This is a genomic window from Streptomyces doebereineriae, from assembly GCF_031845645.1.
Classification (GTDB): Bacteria; Actinomycetota; Actinomycetes; order Streptomycetales; family Streptomycetaceae; genus Streptomyces; species Streptomyces canus.
On sequence record NZ_JAVREZ010000019.1, the window covers coordinates 1 to 23,715 of the forward strand.

14 protein-coding genes and 1 pseudogene are annotated in these 23,715 nt (G+C 68.7%); 10 read left to right on the plus strand and 5 right to left on the minus strand.

Annotated elements, in window-relative coordinates:
• The first annotated feature begins 335 nt into the window (after nucleotides 1-335).
• Complete coding sequence (locus RNB18_RS39170) at nucleotides 336-1,484, plus strand: GGDEF domain-containing protein (protein WP_311718868.1); 1,149 nt, start codon at nucleotides 336-338, stop codon at nucleotides 1,482-1,484.
• A gap of 82 nt (nucleotides 1,485-1,566) precedes the next feature.
• Complete coding sequence (gene hutH, locus RNB18_RS39175) at nucleotides 1,567-3,105, plus strand: histidine ammonia-lyase (RefSeq protein WP_311719022.1); 1,539 nt, start codon at nucleotides 1,567-1,569, stop codon at nucleotides 3,103-3,105.
• A gap of 49 nt (nucleotides 3,106-3,154) precedes the next feature.
• Here hutH and RNB18_RS39180 read toward each other — a convergent pair whose 3' ends face one another.
• Both RNB18_RS39180 and RNB18_RS39185 read right to left on the minus strand, forming a co-directional pair.
• On the minus strand, nucleotides 3,155-3,931 hold the full coding sequence (locus tag RNB18_RS39180; protein ID WP_311718869.1) for a hypothetical protein: 777 nt from the start codon (nucleotides 3,929-3,931) through the stop codon (nucleotides 3,155-3,157).
• Between the two features lie 63 nt (nucleotides 3,932-3,994).
• Complete coding sequence (locus RNB18_RS39185; RefSeq protein ID WP_266568632.1) at nucleotides 3,995-4,276, minus strand: LPXTG cell wall anchor domain-containing protein; 282 nt, start codon at nucleotides 4,274-4,276, stop codon at nucleotides 3,995-3,997.
• A 130-nt stretch (nucleotides 4,277-4,406) separates the two neighbouring features.
• On the opposite strand from RNB18_RS39185, the gene RNB18_RS39190 reads away from it, so the two are divergent.
• Both RNB18_RS39190 and RNB18_RS39195 read left to right on the plus strand, forming a co-directional pair.
• Nucleotides 4,407-4,751 carry a hypothetical protein gene (locus tag RNB18_RS39190; protein ID WP_311718870.1) on the plus strand — a complete coding sequence of 115 codons (345 nt, stop codon included), beginning with the start codon at nucleotides 4,407-4,409 and terminating at the stop codon, nucleotides 4,749-4,751.
• A gap of 204 nt (nucleotides 4,752-4,955) precedes the next feature.
• Nucleotides 4,956-6,221: a L,D-transpeptidase gene (locus tag RNB18_RS39195; protein WP_311718871.1), complete on the plus strand. Its 1,266-nt coding sequence runs from the start codon at nucleotides 4,956-4,958 to the stop codon at nucleotides 6,219-6,221.
• Between the two features lie 77 nt (nucleotides 6,222-6,298).
• Here RNB18_RS39195 and RNB18_RS39200 read toward each other — a convergent pair whose 3' ends face one another.
• Nucleotides 6,299-7,288: an SGNH/GDSL hydrolase family protein gene (locus RNB18_RS39200; RefSeq protein WP_311718873.1), complete on the minus strand. Its 990-nt coding sequence runs from the start codon at nucleotides 7,286-7,288 to the stop codon at nucleotides 6,299-6,301.
• A gap of 201 nt (nucleotides 7,289-7,489) precedes the next feature.
• On the opposite strand from RNB18_RS39200, the gene RNB18_RS39205 reads away from it, so the two are divergent.
• From RNB18_RS39205 to RNB18_RS39225, 5 genes are all read left to right on the plus strand, one after another.
• Entirely contained in the window at nucleotides 7,490-14,230 is a 6,741-nt protein-coding gene (locus tag RNB18_RS39205; protein ID WP_311718874.1) for an RHS repeat-associated core domain-containing protein, read from the plus strand.
• Nucleotides 14,231-14,786: 556 nt separating this feature from the next.
• Nucleotides 14,787-15,080, plus strand: a complete 294-nt coding sequence (locus RNB18_RS39210) for an ATP-binding protein (RefSeq protein ID WP_394817744.1) — start codon at nucleotides 14,787-14,789, stop codon at nucleotides 15,078-15,080.
• A 356-nt stretch (nucleotides 15,081-15,436) separates the two neighbouring features.
• Nucleotides 15,437-16,894 carry an ABC transporter permease gene (locus RNB18_RS39215; RefSeq protein WP_311718875.1) on the plus strand — a complete coding sequence of 486 codons (1,458 nt, stop codon included), beginning with the start codon at nucleotides 15,437-15,439 and terminating at the stop codon, nucleotides 16,892-16,894.
• A gap of 214 nt (nucleotides 16,895-17,108) precedes the next feature.
• A complete protein-coding gene (locus RNB18_RS39220; protein WP_059204719.1) occupies nucleotides 17,109-17,792 on the plus strand; it encodes an ABC transporter ATP-binding protein in 684 nt (227 codons plus the stop codon).
• 188 nt (nucleotides 17,793-17,980) lie between these two features.
• Nucleotides 17,981-21,313: a S8 family peptidase gene (locus RNB18_RS39225; RefSeq protein ID WP_311718876.1), complete on the plus strand. Its 3,333-nt coding sequence runs from the start codon at nucleotides 17,981-17,983 to the stop codon at nucleotides 21,311-21,313.
• Between the two features lie 69 nt (nucleotides 21,314-21,382).
• Here the strand turns inward: RNB18_RS39225 and RNB18_RS39230 are convergent.
• Nucleotides 21,383-21,706, minus strand: a pseudogene (locus RNB18_RS39230) (RNA polymerase subunit sigma-24); the annotation flags it as partial.
• A 146-nt stretch (nucleotides 21,707-21,852) separates the two neighbouring features.
• On the opposite strand from RNB18_RS39230, the gene RNB18_RS39235 reads away from it, so the two are divergent.
• Nucleotides 21,853-22,623: a group II truncated hemoglobin gene (locus RNB18_RS39235; protein WP_059204715.1), complete on the plus strand. Its 771-nt coding sequence runs from the start codon at nucleotides 21,853-21,855 to the stop codon at nucleotides 22,621-22,623.
• 8 nt (nucleotides 22,624-22,631) lie between these two features.
• Here the strand turns inward: RNB18_RS39235 and RNB18_RS39240 are convergent, their stop codons facing one another.
• On the minus strand, nucleotides 22,632-23,534 hold the full coding sequence (locus tag RNB18_RS39240) for a helix-turn-helix transcriptional regulator (RefSeq protein WP_311718877.1): 903 nt from the start codon (nucleotides 23,532-23,534) through the stop codon (nucleotides 22,632-22,634).
• Nucleotides 23,535-23,715: the final 181 nt, after the last annotated feature.

Sequence of the window (23,715 nt, forward strand, 5' to 3'; positions counted from 1 at the left end):
GTCCGTCCTCGGTCCGGCGGTAGCTGTTGCTTCAGCTGTGCCCGGTAACGGACGCCGGCCGCTGCGGGCGGACACCCCCCACCCCGTCCCCTGCGCGCCGTACGCGGCCAACGGCCCGTCGGAGCGCGTGAGGTGGCTAACGGTTCGTCGTGGCGGGGGTGACTGCAGCTCCCCAGGGGCGCGGGGAACTGCGCGACAGCCCCCACCGGTCTGCACCCGCCCGACAACCCGACCCGGCACCCCACTAGGCGCCCGGCCCAAGCCCAGCGCACGTGCGTTCTCGAACGGCCCAACCACAACCGGGCCCCCACCCGAATCCTCCCTAGCCTGGAGTGATGGGTGAGGACATCCGGCTGGCCGCCGTCGTGGCGTTGGCTCAGGGCATGGCCGCGGCCCACGGCTCGCGGGAGGCGTGGCGGGCCGCCGCCGCTGGGGCGTGCCGTGCGCTCGGGGGGAGCTTTGCCGCGTTGTCCGTGTGGGAGCGGGAGCTCGGGCGGCTCAGGGTGCTGGTGAACGTGGGGGAGCTGGCCGCCGGTGAGGAGGAGTTTCCCGACGGTGAGGCCTACCCGGTGCACCAGTTCCCGGAGATCACCGAGTTTCTGCACGAGCGGTGGGCCGGCGGCGGCGAGCCCAACGCGTGGGTCGAGACGGCGGAGGGACCTGCGGCCGGGGGGCGGCCCGGGTATGTGCATCAGCGGGTCGCCGCGCTGCGCAGGAGGGGGCGTGGGAGCTGTGTCGTCGCTCCTATCGTGCTGAACGGACGGGCATGGGGGGAGCTGTATGTCGCCCGCCCCGCAGGCGCCCCCGTCTTCGGGCGGGAGGACGCCGACTTCGCCACCGTTCTGGCCTCCGTGGTCGCCGCCGGAATCGCCCAGGCGGAGCGGCTGGAGGAGGCGAGACGGCTGGCGTTCACGGATGCGCTGACCGGGCTCGCCAATCGCCGTGCCGTTGACGCGCGGCTCGACGAGGCGGTCGACCGGCACAAGAGGGATGGTGTCGTCGTCAGCCTCGTCGTGTGCGATCTGAACGGGCTCAAGCGGGTCAACGACACCCGTGGGCACGCCGTGGGCGACCGGTTGCTGGAACGTTTCGGCTCGGTGCTGTCGCTGTGTGGGGCCATGCTGCCGGGTGCCCTCGCCGCGCGGCTCGGCGGGGACGAGTTCTGTCTGCTCGCCGTCGGGCCGTCCGCCGACGACGTGGTCAAGGCGGCCGATGAACTCTGCCGTCGGGCCGGGGAGTTGGAGCTGGGCGAGGGGGTGGCCTGTGGGGTCGCCTCCACCGCGGATCCGATCGGGCCCGTTCAGTCCGCCCGGCGGCTGTTCCGGCTGGCCGACGCCGCGCAGTACCGGGCCAAGGCCGAACGCGCCGCCAAGCCCGTCGTCGCGGGGCGGGCGGGGCCCGACGATCCCGTCGTACGGCTGGCCGACGCCGCTCCTTCCGGGGAGACGGCCGAGCGGCGGCAGTTCCGGGGGCGACTGCCCTGAGGGCGTGCGTAGGTGTAAGGGGTGTAACCCCGACCCAGTAGTGACATCCTGGAATTCAGTGCGTACGCTCCTGAATATGGATATGCACACTGTGGTGGTGGGGACGTCCGGGGTCACCGCGTCCGACGTCCTTGCCGTGGCACGAGGCGGTGCCCGCATCGAGCTCTCCGAGGAGGCGGTCGCCGCTCTGGCCGCGGCCCGCGGGATCGTGGAAGCCCTCGCGGCCAAGCCCGAGCCCGTCTACGGCGTCAGCACCGGCTTCGGCGCCCTCGCGACCCGGCACATCAGCCAGGAGCTCCGCGCCCAACTGCAGCGCAACATCGTCCGTTCGCACGCCGCGGGGATGGGGCCGCGGGTGGAGCGGGAGGTCGTACGGGCGCTGATGTTCCTGCGGCTCAAGACCGTCTGCTCGGGACACACGGGGGTGCGGCCCGAGGTCGCGCAGACCATGGCCGACGTGCTCAACGCCGGGATCACACCGGTGGTCCATGAGTACGGTTCGCTCGGCTGCTCCGGCGATCTCGCGCCGCTGTCCCACTGTGCCCTCACGCTGATGGGGGAGGGGGACGCCGAGGGGCCGGACGGTGTGGTGCGGCCTGCCGGTGAGCTGCTGGCCGAGCACGGGATCGAGCCTGTCGAGCTGCGCGAGAAGGAGGGGCTCGCCCTTCTCAACGGCACCGACGGCATGCTCGGGATGCTGGTCATGGCGCTCGCCGATCTGGACATGCTCTACAAGTCCGCCGACGTCACGGCCGCCCTGTCACTGGAGGCCCTGCTCGGTACCGACAGGGTGCTCGCTCCCGAGCTGCACGCCATCCGGCCGCATCCGGGACAGGGGGCCTCCGCCGCCAACATGCTGGCCGTGCTGAAGGGTTCGGAGCTCACCGGGCATCACCAGGACGACGCCCCCCGGGTCCAGGACGCCTACTCCGTGCGCTGCGCGCCGCAGGTAGCCGGGGCCGGGCGGGACACCATGGCGCATGCGCGGCTGGTGGCGGAGAGGGAGTTGGCGTCCGCGGTCGACAACCCCGTCGTCCTGCCGGACGGGCGCGTCGAGTCCAACGGCAACTTCCATGGCGCGCCCGTGGCTTACGTCCTCGACTTCCTCGCCATCGCCGTCGCCGATCTCGCGTCGATCGCCGAGCGGCGCACCGACCGGCTGCTCGACAAGAACCGGTCCCACGGGCTGCCGCCGTTCCTCGCGGACGACGCCGGTGTCGACTCCGGGCTGATGATCGCCCAGTACACACAGGCCGCGCTGGTCAGCGAGTTGAAGCGGCTGGCCGTACCGGCGTCCGCGGACTCGATCCCGTCGTCCGCCATGCAGGAGGACCACGTCTCGATGGGGTGGTCGGCCGCGCGCAAGCTGCGCACCGCCGTCGACAACCTCACCCGGGTTCTCGCCGTCGAGCTCTACGCCGCCTCGCGCGCCGTCGAGTTGCGCGAGGGCCTGAGCCCGGCGCCGGCGACGCAGGCCGTCATCAGCGCCGTACGCAAGGCGGGTGTCGAGGGTCCCGGTCCCGACCGGTTCCTGGCGCCCGACCTCGCCGCGGCCGACGTGTTCGTGCGGGAGGGGCGGCTGGTGTCGGCGGTGGAGGCCGTCACCGGGCCGCTGCTGTAAAGGGGCGGGGCCCTGTTCGCCGTACGACCGAACAGGGCCCTCGCGGCGGTTACTTGAGCTTGGCCAGCTGAGCGTCGATCACGGCCGTCGACACGGGGGCCGCCTTGCCGCTCTCCAGTGAGGCGAAGTCGACCGTGTAGTACGTGGAGACGGTGTTGCCGACGCGGACCACCTCGGTGTTGAAGGTGGCCGTGCCCTCGCCGTCCATGTCGGCGCCGACGGAGAACGCGACGGACTCGTCGCCCTTGCCGGAGGCCTTGCCCGAGGCGACCTTGGTGATCTTCTGCTTCTCGCCCTCGGCGGTGATGGTGAAGCCGCCGGAGCAGGCCGCGATGCCGTCGGAGACGGCCTTGACGGCTTTCTCGGCGCCGTCGCCGTCGTAGGAGGACAGGCCCACAAAGGTCATCTCGACGTTGAGGACGGCCTCCTCCCCGGCGGACGGGGTGGCATCGGGGCTCTTCGTGAGGGTGTTGCTCACGCTCGCGTCCGTGTCGCCCGGTGCGAGGCCGGCCATGGCGTGGGCGAGCGGGGCGCACTCGGCCTTGTCGGTCTTCACCTCGCTCTTGGCCTTCGGCAGGGTGTCGTCGCCGTCGGCGGCCTCGTACCCGGTGACAGCGCCCTTGGCGAGCAGCAGCTTCTCGAGCTCGGCCGCGCTGCGGGCCTTCGCGGCCGGGGCCGTGCTCGAGGAGGAGGCACCGGCCTCCTTGGACGCACCCGACTCCTTGGAGTCGTCGTCCGAACCCCCGCTGCATCCTGTGATGAGGGCGAGCGACAGCACGCTCACGGTCGCCGCGGAACCTATGCGTGCCCTCGAAGATCTCTTCATGTGCGGACTATGAACGTTGGGCCAAGAAATCGTCAAGCGGGTTCAAGCGGAGCCCAAGAGGCTTCAAAAGCCCAGCCGTTCGCGGCGTACCGAATAGACGACGAAGCCCGCACCCAGAGTGAGGAACAGGGTGCCGCCGACGACGTACGGCGTGGTGTCGAAGCTGCCGGTGTCGGCGAGGCGGGTGTCGTCCACGGACGTCTCCGCGCTCGTGGTCGTGACCCGCGCCTGCGCTGTGACCTGCGGGGACGGCTCTGTTCTCGCCGGGCTGTCCTGGGTCGCGTTGGCGGACGGGACGAACCACAGGGCACCCAGAAGGGTCCCCGCGGCGGTGGCGGTCAGCAACGGACGGCGAACGGATGACACGGAATATCGATCCCCTTGTGGTGCTGGCGAATTGGCCGTGTGGGGCGATGTTAGTGAAAGGCGCGGGTCACGGGAAAGTCACGGGAGGCATGGGCTTTACGCTCCGGGCATGAGCACTGAAGAGACATCACGTTTTGTACGGCTTCGGGTGGAACTCGTCGTCGAGGTCGACGACCGGGACGCCGTGACCCGGGCCGCGCTGGCGCGGATCGCGGAGGATCCGGACATGCCGGGCGAGGAGCGGGCGCACGCCGAGGGCGCTGTGACGGAAGACACTGCGGAGGCGCTCGCCTACCTCGTGGACCCGTTCGACCTGGTCGGGGGCCTGACGGGCGTCGAACTGGCCCAGGCCTCCTGGAGCAGCGAGCAGATCGACTACGACCCGGATTCGCCGGACTGGGACCTCGACGAGGATGATGTCCAGGAGGACGAGGAAGAAGAGGCCGTCGGCTGAGCCCGCTTGGGGAAATCGTGACCCTGGGCGGCAACCGCCGTCCGGGGTTTCGTCGTCTCATGGGTCGCACGCACCGACAGCCACACCCTCCGCCACGGCGGACGTGGTGTGCCCCACACCTTCTCAAAAGGTGGAACGGGACGAACCGGTCGTAGCGTTTAGGTTTTATTGACGGGGACTCTCGTGGTTCGGGATTCGGCAACGATGGAGAAGCGTGTGATGACGGTCAGTAAGCGGCGCAGGGGCCTGACGGTCGCGTCCGCACTGCTCGGCGGGGTGCTGGTGCTCTCGGCCTGTTCCGGTGGCGACGACTCCTCGTCGAGCGGCAGCGGCGGCGACACCTCGCAGGCCAAGGCCGACGAAGCGGCGGCCAAGAAGAGCTCCCAGGCCGAAATCAAGATCACGCCCAAGGACGGCACGGACAACGCCTCCATCAACAACTCCGCCGCCGTCACCGTGAGCAAGGGCACGCTCACCGACGTGACGATGACGACGACCGACGGCACGAAGGTCGCCGGCGAGTTGTCCGCCGACAAGACCAGCTGGAAGCCCGATACTCAGCTGGAGCGCTCCACGAGCTACAAGGTCGCCGCGGAGGCCAAGGACTCCGACGGGCTCGTGGCCCACGAGAACGCCTCGTTCACGACGGTCTCCCCGGCCAACAGCTTCATAGGCAACTTCACGCCGGAGGACGGCTCGACGGTCGGCGTGGGCATGCCGGTGTCGATCAACTTCGACAAGGCGATCAGCAACAAGGCGGCCGTCCAGAAGGGCATCACCGTCTCCTCCAGCAGCGGTCAGGAGGTCGTCGGTCACTGGTTCAACGCCAACCGCATCGACTTCCGCCCCGAGGACTACTGGAAGGAGAACTCCACCATCACGCTGAAGCTCGCGCTCGACGGTGTCGAGGGCGCCTCCGGTGTCTACGGCGTCCAGCAGAAGACGGTCACGTTCAAGATCGGCCGCAACCAGGTCTCGTACGTCGACGCCAAGACCAAGCAGATGAAGATCACGCACAACGGCACGACGATCAAGACCATCCCGATCTCGGCCGGCTCTCCGGAGAACAAGACGTACGAAGGCGTCATGGTGATGTCCGAGAAGTTCAAGGAGACGCGCATGAACGGCGCGACCGTGGGCTTCACCGACGACGACGGCAAGGGCGAGTACGACATCAAGGACGTGCCGCACGCCATCCGGCTCACCAACTCCGGCACTTTCGTGCATGGCAACTACTGGGGCGCCAAGTCCGTCTTCGGCAACGTGAACACCAGCCACGGCTGCGTGGGCCTGTCCGACACCAAGGGCGCCAACGACACCGGCACGGCGGGCTACTGGTTCTACACCAACTCGATCGTCGGCGACGTGGTGGTCGTCTCCAACACCGGCGACAAGACGGTGGCCCCGGACAACGGCCTCAACGGCTGGAACCTGAACTGGGCGGACTGGAAGGCGGGGTCGGCGGTCTGACGGACGCCGGCCGACTGACGCGGGAAGGCGGTCACCCCTCGGGGTGGCCGCCTTCCGCGTTTCCTCCTGTGGTTGCGCTATGCGTCCGGGCCGAGTGAGGCGAGGTCGAAGGAGTCGCTGATGGCCTGGTATCCGTCCGTCGTCAGATTGACGTGATCACCGGAGTCGAAGTCGGCGGGGGCGGTGTCGTTGCCCAGCTTCAGGGCCTGCGGGTCGGCCGTACTGGCCGTGTCGGTGACCGCCACGACCGACTCCGCGTCCACGTAACTCACGGTGGGGGACGTGAAGTCGAGTTGGTCGGTGATCCAGGTGTTGGTGTCGATGCGGTTCTGGTCGACGGCCGCGGTGCAGGGACTGTAGCCGTCGCAGGGGGTCAGGGTCGTGAAGACGACCTTGATGCCCCAGCCCTTGAGCTGGTCGCGCAGGAGTCCGAGTGCGTTGTCGATGTCGACGTCGTCATGGCCCGCGACGATGTCCTCCAGGCCCTGGGTGACCACGACCGTGCGGATGCCGGGGACGGAGAGGACGTCCCGGTCCAGACGAGTGAGTGCCGCCCGCCCGCCGGCGCCGGCTCCCTGGTCGGTGCCGAGGTAGTTGTTCTCGATTCCGGAGGCCACCACGCCGTAGACCGGGATGCCGTCGGCGTTGTTGACCAGCCGGTACGCCAGCCACTGGTTGAAGCGTGAGTTGGTGTAGCCCGCGGTTGTGCCCGCGGTGCGGGTGTTGACGAGGCCGTCGCCGAGGACGGAGACGGTGGGCCGGTGGTCGGTGGTGGTGACGTCGACGCCGGTCAGGATGTCGGCGAAGCGACCCGATTCCGTACCGGTGCCCGTGAAGGCCGTGTTCGCCGTGTCCGTGGTGTGGTCGCCGCTGCCGACCGCGCTCACGTAGCCGACGGTGTCTGTGGCGGCCCAGGGGTGCATGACCAGGTAGTTCACCTGGTTCACCAGGTGGATGCTGGTCGTGATCACCCCGCGTGGCGCGACCGTCAGGGGAATGGGGTCGCTGTAGAGCTCGCCGCCCTCCGGGATCACCACCGACTTGGCCCCGCCGAAGGTGACGTCCACCGGTGGCGATGGGGGGCCGCAGTGCGTCGGAATTCTCGGTTGCGGATTTACAGAAAGACCATGCGGATACGCAGGGCGCCAGCCTTGTGGATTGTTGCGATCGGCGTCCTCGGCCTTGTCGTCGGGATTCTCTCGCCCACTGGAGCCGCCGCTGCCGGGCAGACCGTAAGCCACCTCGTCAAAGCGGAGAAAGAACGGCCGGTGCCCGTTGCACCGGTCAAGGGCAGGGCCGTGAAGGTCCCGCGGATGGCCCGCTGGAGCGCCGCCCAGGCACACAGGTCCTGGCCCGCCAAGAGCACGGCCGAGGTGGCGGTCCCCGTGCAGGGCGCCGCGCGGACCGGTCGCGTACCGGTGACCCTTGCTGCGGCGAAGGGTGCACACCGGGCCGCCGCCGGCACACGCCTGCAGGTGTCGCTGCCCGGGCAGACGGCGGCGCAGAAACTCGGTCTGCACGGCGTGGTGTTCACCGTCCGCCCGGACCGGACCGCCAACGACGGCACTGCCCGAGTCGGCCTGGACTACTCGGAGTTCAAGGACGCCTACGGCGGCGACTGGGCCGGTCGACTGCGCCTGGTGCAGCTTCCGGCCTGTGCCCTGACGACCCCTCGGTCTGCTGCCTGCCGTCAGCAGACCCCGCTGACCTCCACCAACGACGCCAAGACCCGGACGGTCTCCGCGCAGGTCACCACCGCACAGCCCATGGTCCTCGCGGCGGAGGCGACCGCGTCCGGCGGCGGTGGCACTTACGCGGCCACCTCCCTCGCCTCCTCGGGCCAGTGGTCGGCGGGTGGCTCGTCCGGCGCGTTCACCTACTCGTATCCGATCTCGGTACCGGACGTCCCCGGAAGTCTGACCCCGAGCATCTCGCTGGACTACAGCTCACAGGCCGTCGACGGCCGCACCTCCTCGACCAACGCCCAGTCCTCCTGGATCGGCGACGGCTGGGACTACTCACCCGGCTTCGTCGAGCGGAGCTACGCCTCCTGCTCCGACGACAGTGCGAACGGCACCCCGAAAACCTCCGACGAGTGCTGGTCGGATGACGTCGACACCCTCACGCTGTCGCTGAACGGCTCCTCCAACACCCTCGTCCACGACACGAAGTCGGGCACCTGGCACCCCCAGAGCGACAACGGCGAGAAGATCGAGATCAAGACCGACACGGTCAACGGCGACAACGACAACGAGTACTTCGTCGTCACCACCGCCGACGGTGCGAAGTACTACTTCGGCCGGAACCGCCTGCCGGGCTGGACGACCGGAGCGGCGACAACCAACTCGGTGTTCACGACCCCCGTCTACGGCAACGACACCGGCGAGCCCTGCCACGCCGCCACCTTCGCCGACTCCTGGTGCCAGCAGGGTTACCGGTGGAACCTCGACTACACCGTCGACCCGCACGGCAACGCCATGAGCTACTGGTACACACCGGAGACCGGCTATTACGGCCGGGACAACTCCACCACCCCGACCACGTACTCCCGCGGCGGCTACCTCGCCAAGATCCAGTACGGGCAGCTGGACGGGAAGGTCTACGACAGCACCGCACCGGCTGCCGCCCAGGTCTTCTTCGACACCTCCGAACGGTGTCTGGCGGACTCCGGCTTCGACTGCGCGTCCTCGAAGATGACGACGGCGAACGCCTCGCACTGGCCGGACGTCCCCGCCGACCAGGTCTGCCCGTCCTCGGGCACCTGCGCCAACCACGGCCCGGCCTTCTTCACCACGCGGCGCCTGACGGGTATTCGCACCCAGGTCCTGGTCGGCACCGCCTACACGGACGTCGACGCCTGGACGCTCACCCACATCTTTCCGCCGACCGGCGACACCACCACCCCGTCGCTCTGGCTGAGCCAGATCGTGCACACCGGCAAGGACGGCGGCAGCGTGGACCTGCCGCCGGTGAAGTTCGCCGGGCAGGCATTGGCCAACCGGGTCGACGGCCTGGACGGTTACCAGCCGATCACCCGCTACCGGATCACCACCGTCACCACCGAGTCCGGTGAGGTGATCACGGCCAACTACACCGGGCCGCAGTGCCATCGCACGGGCACCGCGGTGCTGCCGTCCAGCCAGGACGACAACAACCTCCGCTGCTATCCGCAGTACTGGACCCCTCCGGGCCAGACCTCGCCGCAGCTGGACTGGTTCAACAAGTTCGTCGTCAACTCCGTGACGGCACAGGACCCCACGGGCGACGGACTCCCGGTCCAGACGTCGTACAAGTACATCGGCGACCCCGCCTGGCACTACAACGACGACCCGATGACCCAGGCCAAGTACCGCACCTGGAACCAGTGGCGCGGCTACGGCACGGTCGAGAGCCGCACCGGCACGTCCCCGGCGACGATCACCCTCTCCCGGGAGACGTTCTTCCGGGGCATGGACGGCGACAAGACCTCCACCGGCACGCACAGCGAGACCCTCAACGACAGCGCGAACGACGACTCGCAGAAGGACTCCGACTGGCTGGCCGGCCAGACCTTCGAGGCACAGTCGTACAACGGCGACGGCGGCGCGCTGCTGTCCGACGGCGTCACCGACCCCTGGAGCTCGGGGGCGACGGCCACCCAGACCCGAACCAACGCGGGCCTGGACCCGCTGGTCGCCCACCGCACCAACATCGCGCGGGCCCGCACCGTCACCACCAAGGCCGACGGCACCAAGCGCACCACCGAGATCGACTACACGATCGACGGCGCGACCGGGCTGCCCACGGCCGTGGACGACCAGGGCGACACCGCCACGTCCACCGACGACAAGTGCACCCGCACCTGGTACGCGGCGGGCACTGACGGCACCCTGCTGCCGGTGCCGCGCCGGGTTCAAGAGCTCTCGGTCAAGTGCTCGGCGACCCTGGACTACACGAAGGACCTGGTCAGCGACGACCTGACGTTCTTCGACAACTCCACGGACAACACCACCGCGCCCACCAAGGGCGACGTGACGATGGTCCAAAAGGCCGACTCGGTCGCCGCCGACGGCACCATCCACCACATCACGGCCCTGAAGAACACCTACGACACCTACGGCCGCGAGCTCACCGAGACCGACGCGGACGGCCGTACGACCACCACGGCCTACACCCCCACGACCGGCGCGTCCCCGACCTCCGTCTCTGTCACCCAGCCGAAGGTCACCGGCCAGACGACCGCCTTCACTGCAACGTCCACGCTCGACCCGGCCCGCGGGCTGGACCTCAAGACCACCGATGCGGCCGGCTACTCCACCACCAGCACCTACGACCCGCTGGGCCGCCTCACCGCGGTGTGGGCACCGGGTTTCCCCACCGACAACAACCCCAACACCAAGTACAGCTACAACCTCTCGCCGTCGGCGCCGTCCACGGTCACCACCCAGACCCTCACAGACGCCAACGCCTACCGCACGTCCGTCTCGATCTACGACGCGATGCTGCGCCCCCGTGAGACACAGACGGCCACGGTCGACGGCGGACGCACCATCACCGACACGGTCTACGACTCGCACGGCTGGCCGGTGAGCAGCTCGAACGCGTACTACAACACCGGCGCCCCGTCCGGTGACCTGGTGGACGCGGCCGACAACCAGACCCCCTCCCAGACCGGCACGGTCTACGACGGCGCGGGCCGGGTCACGGCCTCGGTCGCCTACCACTTCGCGTCCGAGACCTGGCGCACCACCACCGCCTACCCCGGCGCCGACCGCGTCGACGTCACTCCGCCGGCAGGGGCGACTCCCACCACCACGTACACCGACGGCCGTGACCAGTTGGCCAAGCTGCTGCGCTACCACGGCACCACGCCCACCGGCGCCGCTGACACCGTCACCTACTCCTACGACGCGGCCGGCCACCAGACCGGCCAGGACGACGGCCAGGGCCACACCTGGAGCAGCCGCTACGACCTCCTCGGCCGCCGCACCTCCCAGACCGACCCCGACACCGGCGCCTCGTCTTCCACCTACGACAACGCCGGTCAGCTCCTCACCACGACCGACGCGCGCGGCAAGACCATCAGCTACAAGTACGACGAACTCGGCCGGAAGACGGCCGAGTTCGACACCACCGGCGGGGCCGCGCAGTCCACGACCAACGAGCAGGCGGCCTGGACGTACGACACGCTGAAGAAGGACAGGCCCACCGCGTCCGTCCGCTATGTCGGCGGCACGAGCGGATCGGCGTACACGGAGAAGGTCCTCGGCTACGACAGCCACGGCTGGGCACAGGCCACCGAACTGGTCGTCCCGGCGGCCGAGGGGGCGCTGGCGGGCAACTACATCCACCAGAACACGTACAACCTCACCGGCACGCTGAAGAATTACACGGACCAGGACCCGACGGCCGTCAAGCTGCCGCAGGAGACCGTCTCCTACACCTACGACGCCTACGACCGTCCCACGGCCGTCGGCGGCACCACGAACAGCTGGTCCTACGTCAACAAGCTCAGCTACACCGAGTTCGACGAGCCGTACCAGTTCACCTACGGCACCTCCGGCAACTTCACCCAGCAGACCCTCAACTACGACGACCAGACCCACCGCCTGACCGACTCCACCACGATCACCCAGTCCGGCGCGGCGATCGCCGACAGGACGACGTACGCCTACCAGCCCTCAGGCAACGTCACGAAGATCGCCGACAAGCTGGAGAGCGGCCAGACCGACACCCAGTGCTTCGCCTACGACTGGGCGCAGCGCCTGAAGTCCGCCTGGACGGCGACCGACAGCTGCGCGGCCACCCCGGCGCCGGGAGCCTCCGCAACGGTCGGCGGCCCGTCGCCGTACTGGCAGTCGTGGACCTACGGCGCCACCGGCGCCCGCGCGACCCAGGTGGACCACGACACGACAGGCGACACCTCCCACGACGCGACGGCCACCTACACCCCCGTCGCGGCGGGCGCGGGTCCGGCCCACGCGGTGTCCCAGGTGGACACGGTCGTACCCGGCGACTCGACGGCGAACACCACCGACGCCTACACATACGACGCGGACGGCAACGCCCTCACCCGCACCACCCGGGCGGGCACCGACACCCTGACGTACGACGACGAGGGCGACCTCTCCGAGCTGTCCTCGACGGGCTCGGCGGGCGACACGAAGTACCTGTACGACGCCGACGGCACCCTGCTCCTGCGCCACAGCCCCGACACGACCACCCTCTACACGGGCGACGAGGAGATCACCCTCAAGCCCGGGGCCACCAGTGCCGACGGCGTGCGGTACATCTCCCTCGCGGGCGAGACCGTGGCCACCCACTCCTCCGACGGCACGTTCGCCTACCTGATCCCGGACCGCCAGGGCACCGGCACGCTCCAGGTCGACTCGCAGACCCAGCAGGTGGTCCGGCGCCAGTACAAGCCCTTCGGCGAGACCCGCGACCAGTCCGGAGCCTGGATCGGCCAACAGGGATACGTCGGCGGCACCCAGGACGACAACACGGGCCTGACCAACCTCGGCGCCCGCGAATACGACCCCGCGATCGGCCGTTTCCTCAGCCCCGATCCCCTCTTGGACCCCGGCTCCCCGCAGACCTGGAACGCCTACGACTACGCCGGTGACTCCCCGGTCACCGAGTCCGACCCGTCGGGTCTGTGCATGGCGGACCAGTGCGGGGTGGGTTACCCGATCGGCGGCACGGGTGGCAGCAAGAGCAACCCGACGCGGTACGTGACGACCGGTCCGGTGGACCCGGGTGGCAATAACAACGCGTACTGCCACCACGGTCGGTGCACCGACGGGCACACGCTCGGGCACGGCACGGGTGCGGGTGGCGGCAACATCAACAGCAAGACGTACGACCCACAAGCCGAGGTGAAGGCCGCGCAGCGGGCCAAGGCCACCGCGAACGCGGCTGCCGCGGCGGCGAAGAAGCAGGTGTCCGGCTTCAAGCACCAGTTGCTGAGCCTCGTTGCGGACGTCATCGGTCTGACCGACGCCTACAACTGCTTCACCAAGGGCGACGTGATGGGCTGCGTCAACACGGCCCTGACGGCGGTGCCGTGGGGCAAGGTCTTCAAGGCCATCAAGGTCGGGGTGGAAGCCTTCAAGATCTGGCGGGCGCTGGACCGTGCGTACACGGCGGTGAAGGACGCGGAGGAGGCCGCGAGAATCGCCGAGGACGCGGTGCGGGCCGAGCGCGGGTTCGCTGAGGCGCGGGCGGCGGAGGGAGCCGAGGCGGACGCGACCGACGCGGTGACCTGCTCGGTGCACAGCTTCGTGCCCAGTACGGAGGTCCGCCTCGCGGACGGCACGTCGAAGCCGATCAGCAAGGTCAAGGCCGGCGACACGGTGCTGGCGACGGACCCGCAGACCGGCGTCACGTCTCCGGAGAAGGTCCAGGGCGTCATCGTCACGAAGACGGACAGGGACTTCACGACGCTGACCCTGGACACGGCGCCGACCCGAGGTCCCCCGCACCGGAAGTCCGAGAAGCAGACCCTCACCACCACCTGGCACCACCCGTTCTGGGACGCGACCCACCACCGCTGGACCGACGCATACAACATCACTCCCGGCATGAAACTCCGCCGGGCTGGCGGTACAACCGTCACAGTGACCGGGGTCCACAACTTCCATCAGAGCCAGGTCACTTACGACCTCACGGTCGCGGAATTGCACACCTACTATGTGCTGGCAGGTGCCACGCCGATACTGGTGCACAATTGCGGCGGCCCGGTTAGCCTGTCTGATGAGACGATCGACACGCACATTCTGCCGCGGCATGGCCCGGGTTCACCTGCCACGGGGAGCAAGTTCAGTGATGATGTCGATCCTGATGATTTTGAAGACATGGCGAATGAGGTTGTAAGTGGCAGTCCTACGCCGACCAAGGTCGATCCTGTGACAGGTAACCACGCGCACGAACATGATCTTGGACGCGTTGTCGGTGAGAATGGTGAGACCAAGGTGAGAGTTTGGGTTGATGAGGAGCGCAACGTCCGCACTATGCATCCGGTCCGTTGATCGAGTTCCGCGGCAGGCTTGAAGAGCGGCCGGATCCTGTGGGATGGGAGCATCGACGTGACTGCGCGACCGCAACGAGAGGCGAGCTCCTGTGGTACTTCTTCCCGGGTGATGTTTCTATCCGGGTTGATCACAACTACTGGGAGACAAACCTGGGGTGGGTCCCCCTGTTGCATTTTGCTCTCTCGCTCGCGGATATTTGCGATGCGCTAGGTGCAGCCGGACGCACTCACGCCGAGTATCATTTCACGGAATCTGATGCCGAGATTCGGTTTCGTCGATCCGGCGAGATTGTTGGAATCTATCCCAGTTCGGGCGATTTTCAAGGAGCCTGTACGCTCTCGGAATTTCGGCAGGCGGTAAGTCGACTCCTTTATCAGGTTCTTGAGGATGCCGGAGCCAGATCTTCGTCGATCTTGGAAACGCCACTCGCGGCTGAGATATCGGAAAGGGGTGAATCCCTTTCGGTCTGACAGCAGCCGCAGGTACGTTGAAACCGGCTCTACGGCTGTCCAGGCCGTTCGCGACCTGCATCTGTCGTGGCCGATGGTGGGGGATGAGCGTCTTCTGTGCATCGGTACGTGAGGTGGTCGACGCCCTACGGCCTGAAGCCCCTTGCACTTTCCGCACCCGGATCGAGGTCACCGACCCCGACCCGCGCGCCCTGCCCGTCCTCCTGCGGGCGACCGTCACGGAAGAGTCCGGCCGCGGCCTCGCCCTCCTGGACGCGATGGCCCGGCGATGGGGCGTGGAGCAGGGTGCCGACCGCAAGACGGTCTGGTGTGAGCTGGAAGAGCCGGGGCAGAGACCGCCATGCCATGTTCAGGCAGTCCGTGCAGGCAGTCTGTGATCGAATTGGCCCCCCTCGAGAACGAGGACGAAGCAGGGCGGGCGGTGTCCGCGTGACGTGGCTTCAGGAGTACGACCCCGACGAACGGCATGCGAGATAGGCGGAGCCCCGCCGGTGTCCGTGGCCGCCGTCGAGAAGCAGGCGGACAGTCTGGTAGAAGAGCAGGCTCGTCGGCGCACGGGTTCTCCAGCAACCTCATCGTCCCCGCCCTCCGCGCCTCCACATGCGCTGCGGCCTTCCGCAGCCGTGGCCCTGACAGGTTCGTCCAGGGTCCTACCTGGCTCACAGACAGCCTTCTCATGCAGCTCTTATTCGGGGCTTATGGAGTCATCACGCGCCGTACCTAGCTTTCGGCCATGTTCTTCACCTACCTGAGGCGCGAACTGCGCCGCCGCAGAAAGGCGGCCCTCGTCGTCGCCTCCGGGCTCGCGCTCGGGATCGCGCTGGTCATCGTGGTCAGCTCCGTGTCGTCCGGCATGGGGAAGGCCCAGGACAAGGTCCTCCAGTCGCTGTACGGACTGGGCACCGACATGACGGTGACCAAGGCCGCCCAGCCGCAGGCCGGTTCGTCGGAGCGGCCGCGTTTCCAGTTCGACGCGCAGGACAACGGCTCCGACGCGGAGCAGAGCAGCGACCGGGTGCTGGTGCAGGGGTTCGAGACCCTGTCCACTTCAACGGTCTCCAAGGTCGACCAGCAGACCGGGGTCTCGGACGCGGTCGGCGGGCTGAGCCTGCAAGTCATCAAGATCAACGGCCAGTTCACGCGCGGCGAGTTCCAGCAGAACGGCAACGGGGGCGGTGAAGGCGGCGGCCGGAACGGCGGCGGCACCGGCCGGCCGCAGGGTGAAGTGCGGGGCGGCGGTGCCAACTTCGACGTCAACAACTACTCCGTCTTCGGCACCGACGTCACCAAGGCGGCCCTCGGCCCGCTGACCTCCTCCAAGATCACCAGCGGCCGTACGTTCACGTCGACCGAGACCGCCGCGAAGGTCGCCGTCGTCGACTCCGCGTACGCCAAGGAGAAGAAGCTCAAGGTCGGTTCCACCGTCACCATCAAGAGCGTCAAGTTCAAGGTGATCGGTATCGCCACCGCGGACAGCGGGGACGCGGCCGCCAACGTCTACATCCCGCTCACCCAGGCGCAGACCCTCAGCGACTCGAAGAACAAGGTCACCACGATCTACGTCAAGGCGACCGACTCGCAGAAGATCGGCTCCGTCAAGTCGACGATCCAGAAGAACGTCTCGGGTACGACGGTGACGACCTCGGCGGATCTCGCGGACACGGTGTCGGGTTCGCTGTCGACGGCCTCCTCGCTCGCCACCAACGTCGGCAAGTGGCTGTCCATCGCCGTGCTGATCGCCGCCTTCCTCGTCGCCGGTCTGCTGACCTCCTCCGCCGTCTCGCGCCGGGTGCGGGAGTTCGGCACGCTCAAGGCGCTGGGATGGAAGTCGGGGCGGGTGACCCGGCAGGTCGTCGGTGAGGCGATGGTGAACGGGCTGCTGGGCGGGGCGCTGGGCATCGCGCTGGGCCTGGCGGGCGCGTACGTCGTGACGGCCATCAGTCCCACGCTGCAGGCCCAGTTGGGCGGTGGTGGCGGCGCGGGTGGTCCCGGCGGCGGAGGCTTCGGCGGTGGGTTCGGCCGTCGGGCGGCCGCCAAGACGCTGGACGTCTCCCTGACCGCTCCGGTCAGCCTTACGACGGTGTCGATCGCGGTCGGGCTGGCTGTGGCCGGCGGTCTCATCGCCGGGGCGTTCGGCGGTTGGCGCGCGTCGCGGCTGCGGCCGGCGGACGCGTTGCGCCGCGTCGAGTAGTGGACGTCGGCGGTGGCCGGCCGTCGCTCCCCCGCGCTGGTGCGCCTACGGATGTGCCTCGCCATGCCGTCTCGCGGCTGCGGGTGCGTCGTGGCCGGTCGCGCCCACGCGGCGGAGCCGCTGATCGATACAGACCCGCGCCCCTTCGGCGCACGGCCGGCCCGCCGCCGACAACGACTCGCCCACCCTCAAGCCCACCCACCCAGGAGTCACCATGTACGAACTCAGAAGCGTCACCAAGCGCTACTCCCGAGGCAAGGACACCGTCGACGCGCTCGCCGGTGTCGACCTCACCATCGCCGACGGGGACCGTCTCGTCATCCAGGGCCCCACGGGCGGCGGCAAGTCCACCCTGCTCCAGATGCTCGGCGGACTGGACAAGCCCACGGAGGGCGAAGTCGTGCTCGACGGCACCGACTTGGCCAAGCTGTCGGAGGCCAAGCTCACCAAGGTCCGCAGCGAGAACATCGGCTTCGTCTTCCAGTCCTTCAACCTCATCCCCACCCTCACCGCCCAGGAGAACGTCGAGACCGCCCTCGTGCCCCTCGGCGTGAAGGTGAAGGAGCGACGGGAGCGGGCGGCCGAGGCCCTCACCTCCGTCGGGCTCGGGGAGCGACTGAGGCACCTGCCCTCCGAGTTGTCCGGCGGACAGCAGCAGCGCGTCGCCATCGCCCGCGCCCTCGTCAAGCAGCCGAAGGTACTCCTCGCCGACGAACCCACCGGCAACCTCGACGAGTCGATGCGCGACGAGATCATGGACGTACTCGAACGCATGTGGAAGGAGCTGGGGCTGACCTTCATCATGGTCACCCACGACTCCGCCATCGCGAAGAAGGCCCCCCGCCTCGCCACGATCCGCAAGGGCAGGATCACGGTGAAGGAGAACGCCGTCTCCTGAACCGGGAACCGCAACTCCCCCTGAACCCGGCAATCTTGTAACAGACTTTGCTGTCAGGCAGTTGTCTATTGAGGTCGTGATCACCCCTCGGCATACTTCGAGCACCGGGGGGTGCACGTATACGCGTGCGAGTCTGCCCCCGCCCGGGTGAACGGGGAATTCACCCGGTCCTTTTGCAAGGGGGAATCTTGCGCAGACAAGTCAAAAAGGCATGCGCGGCGACGATCGCCACAGCGGCCGCGGTAGCGCTCGCGGCGGGCATGACCAGCCCGGCGTCGGCGGATGTGAAGCAGACTTCGAGCGTCTCGCAGTCGAACAAGGCGCAGCTCACGCCCAAGCACCGCATCACCCTGATCACCGGTGACCGCGTCGTCGTGGACGCCAAGGGCCGTGTCGTGGGCCTGGAGCCCGCGAAGGGCCGCGAGCACATACCGGTGCAGCTCCGCAAGGCCGACGGCCACACCTATGTGCTGCCGTCCGACGTCGTCCGCCTGGTGTCGAGCGGCAAGCTCGACCAGCGGCTGTTCGACGTCACCGAGCTCAACAAGGCCGCCACCCGCAAGTCCCAGAGCAAGGGACTGAAGGTGATCGTCGGCTACAAGGGCGCGGCGAGCACGGCCAAGGGCGACGTCCGGGACGCGGGCACGCTCCGCCACTCCCTGGCCTCCCTGAACGCCGACGCGGTACAGACGCCGAAGGAGGACGCGCCCGAGCTGTGGGACGCGGTCACCAACGGCGACAAGACCGCCTCCGGCATCGCGCACGTCTGGCTCGACGGCGTCCGCAAGGCCAGCCTCGACAAGTCCGTGCCGCAGATCGGCGCCCCGACCGCCTGGGCCAAGGGCTACAACGGCAAGGGCGTCAAGATCGCCGTCCTGGACACCGGCATCGACGCGACCCACCCGGACCTCAAGGACCAGGTGATCGCGGCGAAGAACTTCTCCACCTCCGCCGACGCGACCGACAAGTTCGGCCACGGCACCCACGTCGCCTCCATCGCGGCCGGTACCGGCGCGAAGTCGGGCGGCAAGTACAAGGGTGTGGCGCCGGGCGCCAAGCTGCTCAACGGCAAGGTGCTCAGCGACGACGGCTACGGCGAGGACTCGGAGATCCTCGCCGGCATGGAGTGGGCGGCCGAGCAGGGCGCCGACGTCGTCAACCTCAGCCTGGGCGGCGGCGACACCCCGGCGATCGACCCGCTGGAAGCCGAGGTCAACAAGCTCTCGGACACCAAGGGCATCCTGTTCGCCATCGCCGCCGGCAACGAGGGCGACTTCGGCGACCAGACCATCGGCTCCCCGGGCAGCGCCGCCTCGGCCCTGACCGTCGGCGCGGTCGACGACAAGGACAAGCTGGCGTCCTTCTCCAGCACCGGCCCCGGCCTCGACGGGCAGATCAAGCCCGATGTGACCGCGCCCGGCGTGGACATCACCGCGGCCGCCGCTCCCGGCAGCCTCATCGCCAAGGAGGTCGGCGAGAAGCCGGCCGGCTACCTCACCATCTCCGGTACGTCGATGGCGACCCCGCATGTCGCGGGCGCGGCGGCGATCCTCAAGCAGGAGCACCCGGACTGGGGCTACGCCGAGCTGAAGGGTGCCCTGACGGGCTCCACGAAGGGCGGCAAGTACACCCCGTTCCAGCAGGGTTCGGGCCGTATCCAGGTCGACCAGGCCATCAAGCAGACCGTCGTCGCCGACCCGGTGTCGGTGAGCTTCGGCACGCAGTCGTGGCCGCACACCGACGACAAGCCGGACACCAAGCAGGTGACGTACCGCAACCTCGGTACGAAGGACGTCACGCTGAAGCTGTCGTCGACGGCCACCAACCCGAAGGGCCAGGCCGCTCCGGCCGGCTTCTTCAAGCTGGGCGCCACCACGGTGACGGTCCCGGCCGGTGGCAAGGCCTCCGTCGACCTCATCGTCAACACGAAGCTGGGCGGCACGCTCGACGGTGCCTACTCGGCGTACGTGACCGCGACGGGCGGCGGCCAGACCGTCCGCACGGCGGCCGCCGTGCAGCGCGAGGTCGAGTCGTACGACGTCACCCTGAAGGTCCTCGGCCGTGACGGTCAGCCGACCAAGAACTACTCGAGCGACCTGAGCGGTATCTCGGGCCTCGGCAACGGCAAGTGGTACTCGCCGTACGACGAGGACGGCACCGTCACCGTGCGCGTGCCCAAGGGCGGTTACGTCCTCAGCACCACGACCTTCGTGGACCCGGAGGACGTCACCAAGGGCACCGACTGGCTGGTCCAGCCGAAGCTGAACGTCACCAAGAGCACGACGGTCACGCTGGACGCGCGCAAGGCCAAGCCGGTCGACATCACCGTGCCGGACGCGGCCGCCAAGTCGGAGTTCGCCTCGCCCGGCTTCCAGATCGAGACGCCTGAGGGTGGTTACGGCTTCGGCTGGTTCCTGGACTCGTACGCGGGCTTCAACACCGCGCACGTCGGTCCGCAGGTGACCGACGGCTCGCTCACCGAGCAGTTCGACGGCCACTGGAGCAAGGGCGCCACCGAGCAGTACGACACCGTCGCCGGCGGCAAGGTCAAGCAGTTCGCCACCGGTTACACCAAGCACTACAAGGCGAGCGAGCTGGCCAAGGTGAAGGTCGGCATGGGCGCCGCCGCCGGCGGCAAGAAGGGCTCGATCAACGCCGTGGGCTGGCTGCCCGGCTCCTTCTCCGCCTCCTCGATGGGCATCCAGCAGACCCTGCCGGGCACCCGCACCCTGCACCTGTCCACCCTCAGCGGTGTGAAGTGGCAGATGGACTTCGAGCAGGCCGGTGGCGTCGACCAGGACGGCTTCCCGCTCACCGAGGCGTACTACACGCTCGGTGCTCCGCAGTCCTTCCAGGGCGGCAAGTCCTACGGGAAGACCTTCAACACCGCGGTCTTCGGCCCGCATCTCAACGCCGACTTCGGTCTGTACCGCAGCGGCAACGAGATCTTCGGCTCCCTCCCGCTGTTCGCGGACGGCCAGGCCCACGCCGGCTCGTCGCTGTTCACCTCGGTCAACACCACGCTGTACAAGAACGGCGTCAAGGTCGGCTCGAACGACGACCCGCTGTTCGGCGAGAAGACCTTCAAGGTCCCGGCCGGCCAGGCCTCGTACAAGCTGACGACCTCGGTCAAGCGCACCGTCAAGGTCGCGGCGGCCTCCACCCGGATCGACGCCAGCTGGACGTTCTCGTCCAAGAAGACGGCCGACCTCACCAAGCTGCCCGCCTCCACGGTCCGCTTCAACGCGGCCACGGGTCTGGACAGCCGTGTCGAGGCCGGTAAGACGGTCAAGATCCCGGTGACCGTCGAGGGTTCCGCCAAGGGCTCCAACCTGAAGTCCCTCGCGGTGTACGTGTCGTACGACTACGGCCAGACCTGGAAGAAGGTCACGGTCTCGGGCGGCAAGATCACCGTGAAGAACCCGGCGAAGGGGAAGGCCATCTCCTTCCACGCCAAGATCGCCGACAAGAAGGGCAACAAGTCGACGATCTCGATCTACAACGCGTACTACGCGAAGTGACCTGTAGCACGCAGTAGTGGAGAGGCCCGCCGGAAGCACCGCTTCCGGCGGGCCTTCTCCGTGCCTCAGCCCGCCGTCGCTGGTGGCCACGGGGTTCGGGTCGAGGAGCTGGACGAGAGCGTCGATGTCCTTCGCCTGCCAGGCCTCCTTGAAATCCCGCACCACGCCCACGTGCCGGACCGTCGAAGTCGAAGCCGTGGGGGGCCGGGCCTCGCGCACACGCCGGCAGGCCGCAGGGGTACGGCCGACGATCTCGGCCACGTCGGCGAACGGGTAGCGGAAGACGTCGTGCAGGACGGACGCCACCCGCTCGGCCGGATCCGCCGGGGTGCCGGCCCACTCCGCGCTGTCCGGCACAGGCTCCGGGAGCCACAGGACCGTCGTCCTCGACCTGGCGCGGACCGGCATCGGGACCGGCCCCCAGGGTGCCCTCCCGCTCGGGTTCGCGGCCAGGGGCAAGCGCGGCCCGGGGTGAGCCCACAGCGAACTCCAGGTCGGAAGGGGAGCCTCCGGCGGGGTGTCCGTGTTTGTGTGAGGCCATGACCACAGAGACCGTCGAGTACATCCGCTACCGCATCCCGGAAGACCGCTCGGCGGAGTTCCTGTCCGCCTACACGCACGCCGCGACCCAGCTGGCGGCGGCCCCGCAGTGCGTCGACTACGAACTGGCACGCTGCGAGGAGGACTTCGAGCACTTCGTCCTGCGCATCACCTGGACCTCCACCGAGGACCACCTGGAGGGCTTCCGCAAGTCGGAGCTCTTCCCGGACTTCCTCGCCGAGATCCGGCCGTACATCGAGAACATCGAGGAGATGCGCCACTACAAACCGACGACGGTCCGCGGCCGGGGCGCCGCCGTGCCCACCCTGTTCGCGTGGGCAGGTGGCGCCGAGGCCTTCGGCCGGCTCACCACGGTGTTCTACGAGAAGGTCCTGGCCGACGATCTGCTGGCCCCGGTGTTCGCGGGGCTGGCCCCCGAGCACGCCGAGCACGTCGCCCTCTGGCTCGCGGAGGTCTTCGGCGGCCCGGCCGCCTACTCCGAGACCCAGGGCGGCCACGGGCACATGGTCGCCAAGCACCTGGGCCGTGGCATCACCGAGCCGCAGCGCCGCCGCTGGGTGAACCTCATCCAGGACGCGGCCGACGAGGCCGGCCTGCCCACCGACGCGGAGTTCCGCTCGGCGTTCCTCGCCTACGTGGAGTGGGGCACCCGGCTCGCGGTCCACTTCTCAGGACCGGACGCCAAGCCGCCGGCGGAGCAGCCGGTGCCGAAGTGGAACTGGGGAGCGGCGCCGCCGTACCAGGGCTGAGACCCGGCTCAGGAGTGCGCGGACTCGCCCGCCCGGGTCGCGTCCGCGCCCCAGCTCGCCAGCAGCCGGAGCGCCTCCGCCGACGGGGAGCCCGGTTCCGCGTGGTAGGTGATCAGGGCCTGCTCGGTGCCGTCGGACAGGGGGAACGACTCGAAGTTCAGGGTCAGGTCGCCGACCAGCGGGTGGCGGAGCTGCTTGACGCCGAAGTTCTTCTCCTTGACGTCGTGAGTGGCCCACAGACGCCTGAACTCCTCGCTCTTCACGGAGAGCTCGCCGACCAGGGCGGACAGCCGCGGGTCGTCGGGATGGCAGCCGGCGTCCATGCGCAGGTAGCTGACCACGTCGCTGGCCTTCTGCTCCCACGGCACGAACAGGTTCTGGTACTCCGGCCGCAAAAAGATCATCCGGGCCCAGTTCCGCTCCTGCGCCGGGAGCTCGGCCCAGTCCCCGAAGACCGCCGCCGCCATCCGGTTCCAGGCGACGATGTCCGATCGCCGCCCCGAGACGTACGCCGGGACGTTGATCGAGTCCAGCAGCTGCCGGATCGACCCGCGCACCTGCTCGGTGCGCGCGGTGGTCTTCTTCTTGTGCTGCTTGGGCTTGGCCAGATGCGTGAGGTGCGCGCGCTCGGCGTCGGTCAGCCGCAGCGCGCGGGCGATGGCGTCCAGGACCTCCGCCGAGACGTTGCGCCCGTTGCCCTGCTCCAGGCGGGTGTAGTACGCCACCGAGACGCCCGCAAGCTGCGACAGCTCCTCGCGGCGCAGCCCCGGTACCCTGCGGTGCCGCCCGAAGTCCGGCAGCCCCACGTCCTCCGGCTTCAGCCGGGCCCGCCGGGTGCGCAGAAACTCGCTGAGCTCGGCGCGCCGGTCCAGTGAGCGGCCCCCGGGCAGTTCCTCGGCCATGTCGTCCATACGTCAAGTATTCACGGTCGTACGCCCACCATCCTGTCCCCGCCAGTAGTAGGACCGGCGAACGTACGCAAAGCTGTGGCCTGGGTGGGCGTCGATTCATAGGGCAGGCTGTGGAGCGTGCCCGGACGGATGGACAAGACAGAAGGCAGCCGGGCACGCACTCTCCCGAGGAGAACCACCC